Below are 12950 nucleotides of genomic sequence, written 5' to 3'. Positions count from 1 at the left end.
CTGTCCCGTGGCCGCCGACGAGCGGCCTCGTCCCATGGCAATTCGCTGAGAGATCTCATTATGGAGCACGCCAAGGCTTGGACCAGAACCATCGGGGTCCTCTCGCCGAGGTTGCGGCTATCTTTGTTAATGCGCCGCGCCCGCCTCACTCACGCTTCAGGACGAGGAAGGGAACGGAGGACATGAGCGACGCAATCTGCTGCCGATCGCCGTCGATAAGACTATCGTCTCCTGTGAGAATGTTGCGCCACCGTCCGTGAGGCAGAGAAATTGCCGCGTTGCCCCAGACGGATGGATCGACGACCGGGCTTTCCGTGCGCAACACCTCGCTCCAGAGGCGGGGCACGACGACCACCAGGGCCGCCTCGCCCTGCTGTCTGACGAACGCGATGAGGCGAGAGTCCTGCTCGCCCTCGGTCGACAGGGGCTGGTAGCCGCCCTCGGCGTAGAGTGTGGGAGATTTGGCACGATCGTGAAGCAGCCTCATCAGGACATGCTGCTTGATCCGCCCGTCCGGCCAGGTTTTCAGAAGCGTCGACAAGGGCTCGTTCGCGGCGAGCGCCGCCCTGCGGGATTCGTAGTCCACCGGGCGGCGGTTGTCCGGATCCACGAGCGAGAAATCCCAGAACTCGGTCCCCTGATAGATGTCGGGTACGCCCGGCAGCGTCATCTTCAGGATGGTCCGCGACAGACCGTTCAGCATGCCGAGAACGGCGAGGCGCCGGCCCAAAGGCCGCAGGCGATCGAGGATGGGTGCGGCGGGATCGAGCGCGGCATGGAGGAGCCTGCGGGCCGCCCCTTCATACGCGTCGTTCGGAGCCACCCAGCTCGTATGCCGCTTGGCCTCCCGAAGAGCTTTGGTGAGGTATTCCTCCATACGTTCCCGAAACGCCGCAAGCGGCTCGCTGTCGGGCTTCTCAAGGAGCTCCAGGGGCCATGCGCCGAGCAGGGCCTGAAGCAGGATCACCTGGTCGTTCGCGTCGGGCGCGGTCGCTCCATCCGTCTGCGACAGGTGAGGGGCAGCAGCCTCGCGCCAGAGATCGAGAGCCCGCTCCCATTCCTCGGGCATCTCGGACAGGGCGAGAAGACGCGCCCGCGCATCCTCGCCGCGCTTCGTGTCATGGGTCGCGGTGGCGATCATGGCGTGGGGCCAGTCGCGGGCGCGGTCCGCATTCGCCCGGTGGAAGGCGTCGGGAGAGAGGCCGAAATGACCCGGGTCGCCGCCGACTTCATTGAGGGCGATCAGGCGGCCATAGCGGTAGAACAAAGTGTCTTCCAGGCTCTTGGCCATGACGGGACCGGTCAGCTGCTGGAACCGCCGCCGGAATCGCCGGATATCGGCCGGATCCGCCACCGCCTTGCCGAGGAGGGCGGAGGCGATGAAGGCGTGGACGCTGCGATCCGCCAGGGTGCTGGCCTCCTGGGCCGCCAGGATGGTCTCGCCGATCAATGCGATGTCTGCGGCTGCCGGGTCCCCGTCGCGGAGATAGCTGCGGTAGACCGGGAAGGCCGCGATGATCTCGATCAGGGCCCGGCGGAGGGAGAAGGCCGTATAGTCCCGCGTGCGCCGGTCGGCGTCCGCAATCGCCTTGATGTCGGAGACGAGAACCTCCAGCTCGCTGGCGAAGTTTTTCTCGGTGATCTCGACCTTGGCGAGTTTCAGCAGGTCGTCATAGGAGCCCTGAAGTTCCGAAGCTCGCCGATAGAGGCTTTCGAACCGGTCACCCGCCCGCGCATTCACCAGCACGCCGTCGATCACGTTGAGCACGTCGTAACCCGACGTTCCGGCCACCGGCCAGGGGCGGAGCTCCTCGCCGGGCTCCAGGATCTTCTCGACCGCCACGTAGAAGCCTGGTCCCACCTTCCGCTGGAGCGCGCAGGCATAGCCCTCCGGATCGGCGAGGCCGTCGATATGGTCGATCCGCAGACCGTCGACGAGGCCCTCATTGACGAGACGGAGGATGAGCTCATGCGTCTTCTCAAAGATTTCCGGGATCTCGACGCGGATGCCGGCCAGGGTGTTGATGTCGAAGAAGCGGCGGTAGTTGATGTCGCTCGATGCCACCCGCCAGTAGGAGAGGCGGTAGGCCTGTGCTTCGAGCAGGCGATGCAGGGCGTTGAAACTCGCAGGGTGCCCGGAAACGCCGTTGAGGGCTGCAACGGCGCTCTCGATGGCCTTCTTCAGTCCGGGGGAGGTGCCGACTGCTTGCGCGAGGTCGCGCTTCAGCCGTTCTCCTTGATCCGGCAGGTCGGCTTGGCCACCGCGTGATGCGCCATCCTCCAGCGCCCGCAGGCGCTCCGTGATGCGACGCAACTCTCCCGCCTTCGCCGGATCGTCGAGGATGGCCAGCGCGCGGTCGAGAAAGGCCGGATAGGCCGTGGGGCAGATCGGAAAGCGGTGCTCCCAGTGCCAGACGCTGAAGGAGCCTTGCGCCGCATCGAACTTCAGCTGCAGTTCGCCCTTCTCCAGAACCTCGCCGTAGAGCCCGCCCAGGGACGGAACAATGAGCTTGCCGTCGGCGCCTGGCCGCTCCCAGTCGATGTCGAAGGCCCGGGCCACGGGCGAGAGCCGGCCCCATTCCAGCACCGAGAGCCACCAGCCGTTGTCCTTCCCGCCGACACCCATGTGGTTGGGCACGATGTCGAGGACGAGCTTGAGGCCGTGCTTCTTGAGAGCATCGGAGAGGCGGCGGAACCCGGCCTCGCCGCCGAGTTCCGGGTTGATCGTCGAATGGTCGACGATGTCATATCCGTGGGTGGATCCCGGGGCTGCGGTCTGGATCGGCGAGGAATAGACGTGGCTGATGCCGAGATCGGCCAGATAGGGCACGATCTTCACCGCGTCGTCGAAGGTGAAGTCCTTGTGGAACTGCAGGCGGTAGGTTGCCCGCGGCGGCGGCGAGGCAAGGGCGTTTCGACGGGAACGGACGTCCCGCCCTTCCTCGCACAGGGCGACGGCGAGCCGGGGCATAAGGCCGCCGGGCGCGCCGATGGACTCGATCGTGTTCGACAGGCGCCGGCGCCAGTTGGGGTGGCCCACATCCATGCCCGGCATGTTGGGCTGGTTCATCTCGCCCGAAGCGTCCTCGATCTGCAGGCCCGTCAATACCGACGACGTGCGGCCGAGATAACGGATTGTTTCTTCGAGGGGCGGCGTCTCCGGAACCTGCGCAGACGCAAGGAGACCCTCCTGGGCGAGGGCCTCGGCGAGGTGCCGCTTGTCGGCTGCCCGCGCGAGGCGCTCGTCGGCCGCCTGCGCCGGCTCGAAGATGCCCAGCGTCTGACGCAGGTCGATGTCGAGGCCACGCCACCAGCCGGCAAAGGTCGGCAGGTCGTGGGTGGTGAGGACGGCGAGCGCCGAGCGGGGATAATCGCCCGGCCCCTTGAAGGCCGCTCCCTCCCGTTCGAAGGGCAGCACCCGGTAGCTCAGGACGCCCGATTCCATGATGGCGTCGGAGAAGCCTTCCGGAGCCGTGCCGAGATCCTCGGCGATCACCAGGCACTGGGCGCGGTGGCTCTCCACGCGCAGGATCGCGAGCATCGCCTCGAACGGGTAATCCACATAGGCGCCCTGAGACGCGGAAGCTCCCGAAGGGATGAGAAACAGCCGCTGAAGCTGAAACGCGTGGTCGATCCGGATTGCGCCCGCATGGCGCATGTTGGCCGCCACGAGATCGCGGAAGGCGGCCAGCCCCTGCTCCTCCAGGGTCAGCGGGTTGAAGGGCGGCAGACCCCAATCCTGGCCCTGAGGGCCGAGCGGATCCGGCGGCGCTCCGATGGAGAGTTTCGGGGCATAGCGCTCCGGCGCGGCCCAGATCTCGGATCCGCCTCCGTCGGCGCCCACGGCGAGATCCCGGTAAAGGCCGATGGGCAGCCCCGCTTCATGGGCCCGCTCGGCCGCCTGCGCGAGCTGGAGGTCGGCCACCCATTGCAGCCAGGCATGGAACGCCACCCGGTCCGGGTGGTCCAGGCGGAAACGGCGGACCGCCACGGAATGGACCGAGCGGTATTCCTCCGGCCAATCGCCGATCCAGAACCGCCCCTGATCCCGGAAATGTTCCGACAGCGCCTCGAAGGTGGCGTGCGCCTCCAGGGCCTCGCCGCCTGCGCGCCGGAAGGCCTCGAAGGCGAGATGGTCGCCCGATGTCCGATGATGCGCCCACAGGGCCTCAAGCAGCGGACGCTTGACCGCCCAGACGTCGGCATAGTCGATCAGCTGAGCGCGCCTGAGCCGGGCAAGCCGCTCCTGAAGGTCGGGAGCTTCCAGCAGTCCCTGGGCGCCGCTCTCGACGAAGCCCTCCACGGCGGTCGGGTCGACATAGAGGGATTCGAGGAACAGGCGCGAGGATGGGGAATAGGGCGAAATCTTCGAGCGATCCGAGGCGAAGAGCGCGTGAACGGGGCTCAAGCCGAGGAACGCCCCGCCGAGGCGGCCGACAGTCTCGGACAACAGGGCCACGTCGGCATAGTCGCCGATGCCGAAATCCCGCTCCGAGCGCAGGGAATAGATCTGGGCGGCCGCGCCCCAGAGCCGGGCTTCTCCTTGAAGGGCCTCGGGCTCGAAGCATCGGGACGGGGCCGCGATGATCGTCGTCTCCCTGTCGCCCAGCCGGAAGCGATGGTAGCCCATCGGCAGGGCGGGAATGTCGACGGCAGCGTCAGTCCTGGCAAGCCGCCCTTCATGGACCGCGCCGTCCTCCTCGATCAGGATCCAGGACAGGGGCCCGGGCGCGGCGCGGAACGCGAGGGTCGCGGCCTTGTCCGCATCGACCGTGACCACGGCCGGGACCGGCCCGCGCTTCAAACGTTCCAGCCGGGCCAGGCTCTCCTGTGCGCCTGCCTCGGACGAAACGTCGAGGCCCAGCGCGGCGAGGAGCGCCTGCCGGGTCGACGGGCTCGTCTCGACGCTCTGGCCGAACGCGTCGGTGTAGTCGGGCGAGATACCGACAAGGGCGGCCATGCGCTCCACGAGAGCGTCCAGCTTGCTCATGCCGATTGTCCTTTCAGGATGATGCCGGACCAAGGGGGAAGTCGCAGGTTCGTGCCGACCGGGTCGACACCCGGACTGGACCAGAGCACGCGCGCCCCGTTCTCGAAGGTCCCGCTCACGGGCGCATCGCCGAAATTCGCGAGAAGGCGAAGGGATCCGCCGGCGAAGGTCCAGGTCACGTCGAGCGTCTTGTCCGGCGACAGCTTGTAGTCCGAGCCGCCATATTCGCTCTTGAGCAGCGGAACGATCTCCGTCCGCCTCAGATCGAGGAGATGACGGGTCTGGGACAGAACCTCCCGGTGCGGTGACCGGCCCGTCTCCGACCAGTCGATCCGGGATTGCTCGAAGGTCCTCCGGTCCGTGGGATCGGGGATTTTCTGAGACATCTCCGGATCGGTGAAGGCCTTGAAGCGCTTGAACTCGCCCCGCCGCCCGTCCCGGACGGCCTTTGCCAGATCGGGCTCGCTTTCGAAATCGACGAAGAACTGGAACGGCGTCGAGGCTCCCCATTCCTCGCCCATGAAGAGCAGCGGAATCTGAGGCGAGAGAAGGAAGATGCCTTGCGCCAGGGCGAGCCGATCCGGCGGGATCAGGTGCGACAGGCGCTCGCCGAAGGCCCGGTTGCCGACCTGGTCGTGGTTCTGCAGGAACGCCACGAAGGCGCTCGGCGGCAGATGGCCCGATTTCTCGCCACGAACGACGCCATCCTTGTGAGGCGAGGGATCGCCCTGATAGGCGAAGCCTTCCGCCAGCGCACGGCCGAGATGCTGGAGCGGCCTGTTCGCGTAATCCTCGTAGTATCCCTCGTTCTCGCCGGTCAGGAGGGCATGCCAGGAATTGTGGATGTCGTCCGCCCACTGCGCCGTGTGAAGCCTCGGCCTGAGCTCGTCGTCTCGGCCGAGCCAGCGCGCCTGGTTGGCCTCGTTCTCGAGCACGAGATGGACATGGCGGCCGGGCACCGCCCGGCGGATGCGGTTCGCCAGCTCCTCGATGAAGTGCGGATCCCCATCGTCGGTAATGGCGTGGACCGCATCGAATCGCAGGCCGTCGATGTGGAATTCCTCGAGCCAGTAGAGCGCGTTGTGGAAGAAGAAGTCGCGAACCACGGAGCTGCCTTCGCCGTCCACGTTGATGCCGGCGCCCCAGGGGGTCGGATGCCGTTCGGTGAAGAACGTCTTCGCATAGGCGTGGAGATAGTTCCCGGACGGCCCGAAATGGTTGTAGACCACGTCGAGGAACACCATCAGGCCGAGCTCATGTGCCCGCTCCACGAGGCGCTTCAGGTCCTCAGGGCTGCCATAGGCCGCGTCCGGAGCATAAGGCAGGACCCCGTCATAGCCCCAGTTGCGCCGGCCGGGGAACTCGCCGATCGGCATGAGCTCGATCGCCGTCACGCCGAGGTCGCGCAGACCCTCGAGCTTGGCCATCAGGCCCGCATAGGTGCCCTCGGGCGTGGCGGTGCCCACATGGACCTCGTAGAGGACGGTTTCCTCCCAGGGTCGGCCTGTCCACGCGGAATCCGACCATTCGAAGGATAGCGGGTCGACGACGAGGCTGAGCCCGTGGACGTCGTCGGGCTGAAAGCGGGATGCGGGGTCAGGAACGGTGAGCTTGCCGTCGATCTTGTATCCGTAGCGGCTCCCCGGGCGAGCCTCCGGCGATATGACGCGGTACCAGCCGTCCCGGTCCGCGCTCAGCGGCAATTCGGACCCGTCGAGAACGAGACGCACATCGCCGGCCGTTGGCGCCCACAGGGCAAAGCGAACGCCATCGGGGGTTATCTCAGCCCCGAAGGGCATGGAGTGAACACGCCGCATCTGATCTCCGGAAAACATCGAGGAAAGCACTTGCGAACGAGCATGATAAGGCAATGTTCCAGGGGCCGGCAAAAAAACGGCCAAGCTCGCATCCAGGCACCCCAAGCTATGCAGTAAGCGAATGGGAAATCCGTCCGATCGGGCTAGCCAGAAATTTTCTGAAATTTCTTCGGAACCATTTCGCAGGTGCGAGAGTTAGACAGCGCGACTGCCTGTGGCGCGGGGGGTCGCTGGGGATCGCGCCGCCTGAGCGAACATGCTGGAATCATTTCAACTGGAAGCCCGTGGGGCTTACCCGACGGTGGCGCATGCCGAATTGCAGGGCGGCGTCCAGCCGTCGATTTCGGTCAAACGCCGTCAGTCCATTCTTTTCGTGACATCCGAAATCGCCGATTACATCAAGGCAGGCGGTCTCGGTGAAGTGTCGGCCGCCTTGCCGCGCGCGCTCCGTCATCACTACGACGTGCGCATCCTGATCCCGGGCTATCGTCAGGTTCTGGCGGCGATCGGCCATGTCGAGGAAATCGCGCGGCTGCCGGCCTCCTACGGCATTCCCGCCTGCGGCCTGGGGCGCGGCACGACGCAGGACGGCTTGACCGTTTACGTTCTGCTCTGCCCCGAGCTCTACGATCGTGACGGCTCGCCTTACGTGGACGGCTTCGGTGCGGACTGGAGCGACAACGACATCCGTTTCGCGCGGCTCGGCCTTGCGGCCGCGGATATCGCCTGCGGCAATGGCGACCATCTGTGGCGCGCCGATCTTCTCCACCTCAATGACTGGCCGTCGGGACTCGCATCGGCCTATCTCGCCTGGCGCGGGCAGCACATCCCGACGATCCTGACTATTCACAACCTGGCCTATCAGGGCATCTTCGACCGCAACCGGCTGTCTCATCTCGGCATTCCCGACGCGGCCTTCCAGATCAACGGCGTCGAGTTCTACGGGAAGCTGTCCTTCCTGAAGGCGGGCATCTATTACTCGTCCCACATCACGACGGTCAGCTCCACCTATGCCCACGAGATCACCCGGCCGGAATTCGGGTGCGGTCTCGACGGGCTGCTGCGGACTTGTGCGGAGCAGGGAAGGCTGGACGGCATCATCAACGGCATCGACGCGAGCTGGGATCCGAGCACCGATCCCTATCTCGTCAGCCCGTTCTCGGCCGAGAACTGCCGGGGCAAGCGCGCCAACGCCAACAACGTGCGCGAGAATTTCGGACTCGCCCTGTCGAGCGGGCCGCTCTTTGCGGTCGTCTCCCGTCTGGTCCACCAGAAGGGCGTTGATCTTGCCATCTCGGCGGCCGAGACCATCGTGTCGCAGGGCGGCCAGATCGCCGTCATCGGCCAGGGCGAGCCGCGCTTCGAGGCCGAGCTTAAGGCGCTCGCGAACCGCCATCCCGGCTCGGTCGGCGTCAAGATCGGCTATGACGAGGGAGACGCGCGGCGCATGTATGCGGGCAGCGACTTCCTGCTCATGCCGTCGCGGTTCGAGCCCTGCGGTCTCAGCCAGATGTACGCGCAGCGCTTCGGCTCGCTGCCGATCGCTCATAAGACCGGCGGCCTTGCCGATACCATCGAGGATGGCGTCAACGGTTTCCTCTTCGGCGAGCCGTCGCTGAACCGCTTCAAGGATGCGATCAAGCGCGGGCTCGAGGCGTTCCGCTCGCGTCCACGCCTGACCGCCATGCGCCGCGCTGCCATGAAGCGGCCGCATGGTTGGGACCGCTCCGCATCGCGGTATCAGGAGGTCTACGAACGGGCACGTCAGGCGGCGCTTGCGTGACCCTAGCCGCACATGGATCGCTGAGAGAATGGGCTGAACCCGCGTTCAGCCCATTTTTCGTTCAACACGACCATTCGGCGGTCATCCATGTCATGATGTTGCAGCCTTATTCTTAAGCCTGTGCCGCTTTTTCGGGCAAAGCAAGCATGCGCGGTTTTCCCGCGTCCTTCGTCCGGAGGCTCCGACACTCTGCGCCGCCGGAGGAGATCGTTGCTGGCATGGTTCTTGCGTTAGGTCCCGCTGCTGCACCTGAAACAGGGCAGCCAAGGGAGAGGACCTATGTCGATGTTGAATGTGACCCGCAGACACCTCATGGCGCTGGCCTCTGCCGCGCTGGTTTCCGGCGCCGTGATGGGAACGGCGCAGGCGCAGGAGACCATCAAGGTCGGTGTCCTGCATTCCCTGTCCGGCACGATGGCGATCAGCGAGACGACGCTGAAGGACGTCATGCTGATGCTCATCGAGGAGCAGAACAAGAAGGGCGGTCTGCTCGGCAAGAAGCTCGAGGCCGTCGTGGTCGATCCGGCCTCCAACTGGCCGCTCTTCGCCGAGAAGGCGCGCGAATTGATCAGCCAGAACAAGGTCTCGGCGGTGTTCGGATGCTGGACATCCGTGTCGCGCAAGTCCGTGCTGCCGGTGTTCAAGGAGCTCAACAGCATCCTCTTCTACCCGGTGCAGTACGAAGGCGAGGAGAGCGAGCGCAACGTGTTCTATACGGGTGCTGCGCCGAACCAGCAGGCGATTCCCGCAGTCGACTACCTGGCCAAGGAAGAGAAGGTCGAGCGCTGGGTACTCGCCGGAACCGACTACGTCTATCCACGCACGACCAACAAGATTCTCGAATCCTATCTGAAGTCCAAAGGCGTGAAGGCTGAGGACATCATGATCAACTACACGCCGTTCGGCCATTCCGACTGGCAGACCATCGTGGCGGACATCAAGAAGTTCGGCTCGGCCGGCAAGAAGACCGCCGTGGTCTCCACGATCAACGGCGATGCCAACGTGCCGTTCTACAAGGAACTCGCCAACCAGGGCGTGAAGGCGACCGACATTCCGGTCGTGGCCTTCTCGGTCGGCGAGGAGGAACTCGCCGGCATCGACACGAAGCCGCTCGTCGGCCACCTGGCGGCCTGGAACTACTTCCAGTCGGTCGATACGCCGGAGAACAAGGCCTTCATCGAGAAATGGAAGGCGTTCACCAAGAACGACAAGCGCGTCACCAACGACCCGATGGAAGCGCACGTGATCGGCTTCAACATGTGGGTCAAGGCAGTGGAGAAGGCCGGCAGCACCGATCCTGACAAGGTGATCGACGCGATCGTCGGCGTCGAGGTCCCGAACCTCACGGGCGGCACGTCCAAGATGCTCCCGAACCACCACATCACCAAGCCGGTGCTGATCGGCGAGATCAAGGAGGACGGGCAGTTCGAGACCGTGTCGCAGACCGACGCGCTCGTGCCGGGCGACGCCTGGTCCAAGTATCTCGACGGCTCGAAGGACCTGATTGCCGACTGGAAGGACCTGAAGTGCGGCAACTACAACACCGTCACGAAGAAGTGCGGCGCCTGACCGCCTGACGAAAACGAGGGCGGCCGTTGCGGCCGTCCTCGCCTTGTCCTCCGTTCGAAGAAGATTGCATGACCAGCTTGCGCCGCCTTCTGCAGGCCTTCGTTCTGCTGATCGGAATGGTGTCCGCCGTCGTGGCGGGACCCTATGAAGACGCATTGCCAAAGTTCGCGGCCGACAGCTACGCCGACACGGAGGCCGCCATCGGCGCCGTTGCCGGGAGCGGTCACGCGCAGGCGCTGAACCTCGTCGAAGCCCTGCGCGACGGGCGGCTGATGGTTGGCGCCGGGCAGGTCTATATTCGCGATGCGGCAGGTCAATTCGTGGAGGCGGCGACCGGGCGATCCATGGAGGCCCCCGTAGGCGCCAAGCCCGTGCGCGTCAATAACCGCGTCCGCCGCGCCGTCGAAGCCGCGCTCGGCAGCATGACCCTGCTCAGCCCCGATGCCGGAATACGCCTCGACGCAGCCCGCGCTGTGTTCCGCTCGCGCGATGCGGCCGCACTGCCGACCCTCGAGAAGGCCATCGGGCAGGAGAGCGACGCGGCCGTGAAGGGAGCTCTCGAGAGCGCCCGCGCGGCCGTCCTCCTGGCAAAGCCGGATGCCTCGTCGTCCGATAAGCTCGCCGCCGTGGAAACCCTCCGCGCCCGCGGCGATCAGGACGCTCTGGCGCTTCTCTCCTCCCTTCCTGAGGGAACACCCGCGGGGGTGTCGGAGGCCGCCATCAAGGCGGCCGAGGGGATCCGCTCGCGGCTGGCGCTCTGGAACGCCGTGCAGAATGTCTGGTACGGGATCTCCCTCGGGTCCGTTCTGCTGCTCGCGGCCATCGGCCTGTCCATCACCTTCGGCACCATGGGGGTCATCAACATGGCCCATGGCGAGATGGTCATGATCGGCGCTTACACGACCTTCCTGGTCCAGGAGGCGATCCGCACCCACGCGCCCGGCCTCTTCGGCGTATCGCTCTTCATCGCGCTGCCGCTCGCGTTCCTCGTGGCCGGTCTGATCGGCATCCTCATCGAGCGCACGGTCATCCGCTTCCTCTACGGGCGGGCGCTCGAGACGCTGCTCGCCACCTGGGGCATCTCGCTCATCCTGCAGCAGGGGGTGCGCACGATCTTCGGCCCCACCAACCGGGAGGTCGGAACGCCCGCCTGGATGAGCGGCGCGCTGGAGATCGGGGGCCTGAGCCTCACCTATAACCGCGTCGCCATCGTGATCTTCGCCTTTGCGGTCTTCGCCACCCTGCTGCTCGTCCTGCGCTACACGTCGCTCGGCCTCTATGTCCGGGCCGTCACCCAGAACCGGCGTATGGCGGGCTCCATGGGGATCCGGACGAACCGCATCGACGCGCTCGCCTTCGGCCTCGGATCCGGCGTGGCCGGGATCGCCGGCGTGGCGCTCTCGCAGATCGACAATGTGAGCCCCAATCTCGGGCAGGGCTACATCATCGACAGTTTCATGGTGGTCGTGTTCGGCGGCGTCGGCAATCTCTGGGGCACGCTGGTCGGCGCCATGACGCTCGGCATCGCCAACAAGCTGCTCGAGCCCTATGCGGGCGCGGTGCTCGGCAAGATCGTGCTGCTCGTTGCGATCATTCTGTTCATCCAGAGGCGTCCCCGCGGGCTCTTCGCGCTGAAAGGCAGGGCGGTCGAAGCATGACAACGCAATCCGTGCTCGATCGTCAGAGCATCATCGTCCTCCTCCTGCTGGCCGCAGCCGCCGTGCTGGTGCCGGTGCTGAACGGCGCAGTAGCGCCGGGATCCCCGTTCCACCTGTCGGATCACCTCGTGCCGCTGCTCGGCAAGTACGTGTGCTTCGCGCTGCTCGCCCTCTCGGTCGATCTGATCTGGGGCTTCTGCGGCATCCTCTCTCTGGGACACGGCGCATTCTTCGCCCTCGGCGGCTATGCCATGGGGATGTATCTCATGCGCCAGATCGGGCCGCGCGGCGTCTATGCGGATCCGGTCCTGCCCGATTTCATGGTGTTCCTGAACTGGAAGGAGTTGCCCTGGTTCTGGCAGGGCTTCGATTGGTTCCCCTTCGCGGCTCTCATGGTGCTCGTCGTGCCGGGCATCCTCGCCTTCGTGTTCGGCTGGTTCGCCTTCCGCTCGCGGGTGACGGGCGTCTACCTGTCCATCATCACCCAGGCGATGACCTTCGCCCTGATGCTCGCGTTCTTTCGCAACGACATGGGCTTCGGCGGCAACAATGGGCTGACCGACTTCAAGGATATTCTCGGCTTCCCCATCCAGGCCGCTTCGACGCGTGTCGTCCTGTTCGTGCTCTCGGTTGCAGCGCTCGCCGGCGGGTACCTCATCTGCCGCTGGGTGGTGAACTCGAAGTTCGGCAAGGTTCTGGTGGCCGTTCGCGACGCGGAGAGCCGTACCCGCTTCCTCGGCTACCGGGTCGAGCACTACAAGCTCGCCGTCTTCACCCTTTCGGCCATGCTGGCGGGCGTCGCGGGCGCGCTCTATGTGCCGCAGGTCGGCATCATCAACCCGAGCGAGTTCGCGCCGGCCAATTCGATCGAGGTCGTCATCTGGGTGGCCGTGGGCGGCCGCGGCACCCTCGCCGGCCCGATCCTCGGCGCTCTCCTGGTCAATGCCGGCAAGACCTGGTTCACGGGCGTGCTGCCGGAGTTCTGGCTCTTCGCGCTCGGCGGCCTCTTCGTCTTCGTCACGCTCCTGATGCCCCGCGGCATACTCGGCGCCGCCAAGGATCTTTATGCCCAGGCCGGGCAGCGGCTGAAGCCGAGGCCGGTGTCCGAGCCGGTCTCGCAGGCGGCGGAGTAA

6 protein-coding genes are annotated in these 12950 nt (G+C 65.7%); 4 read left to right on the top strand and 2 right to left on the bottom strand.

Features of this window, described 5'->3' with window-relative positions; genetic code table 11:
* Positions 1–145 precede the first annotated feature (145 nt).
* On the bottom strand, positions 146–4990 hold the full coding sequence (locus OCW50_RS03670; protein WP_262296481.1) for a malto-oligosyltrehalose synthase: 4845 nt from the start codon (positions 4988–4990) through the stop codon (positions 146–148).
* The gene (treZ, locus tag OCW50_RS03665) at positions 4987–6807 is read right to left on the bottom strand and encodes a malto-oligosyltrehalose trehalohydrolase (protein WP_262296480.1); all 1821 of its coding nucleotides are present in this window, start codon (positions 6805–6807) and stop codon (positions 4987–4989) included. The genes OCW50_RS03670 and treZ overlap by 4 nt, the downstream gene beginning before the upstream one ends.
* 256 nt (positions 6808–7063) lie before the next feature.
* Between treZ and glgA the strand changes: the two genes are divergently transcribed.
* The 4 genes from glgA (at position 7064) to urtC (ending at position 12950) form a co-directional block, all read left to right on the top strand.
* Complete coding sequence (gene glgA, locus OCW50_RS03660) at positions 7064–8590, top strand: glycogen synthase GlgA (protein WP_262269527.1); 1527 nt, start codon at positions 7064–7066, stop codon at positions 8588–8590.
* Positions 8591–8902: 312 nt separating this feature from the next.
* Positions 8903–10159 (top strand): urea ABC transporter substrate-binding protein, encoded by a 1257-nt coding sequence (gene urtA / locus OCW50_RS03655; protein WP_262269552.1) that lies wholly within the window; start codon positions 8903–8905, stop codon positions 10157–10159.
* Positions 10160–10227: 68 nt separating this feature from the next.
* Entirely contained in the window at positions 10228–11817 is a 1590-nt protein-coding gene (gene urtB, locus OCW50_RS03650) for an urea ABC transporter permease subunit UrtB (RefSeq protein ID WP_373371299.1), read from the top strand.
* The gene (urtC, locus tag OCW50_RS03645; protein WP_262296479.1) at positions 11814–12950 is read left to right on the top strand and encodes an urea ABC transporter permease subunit UrtC; all 1137 of its coding nucleotides are present in this window, start codon (positions 11814–11816) and stop codon (positions 12948–12950) included. The genes urtB and urtC overlap by 4 nt, the downstream gene beginning before the upstream one ends.

This window comes from Microvirga sesbaniae, assembly GCF_025460805.1.
Lineage (GTDB): Bacteria > Pseudomonadota > Alphaproteobacteria > Rhizobiales > Beijerinckiaceae > Microvirga > Microvirga sesbaniae.
Note: the sequence above shows the minus strand (reverse complement) of the source record. Positions and strands in the feature narration are given on the sequence as shown.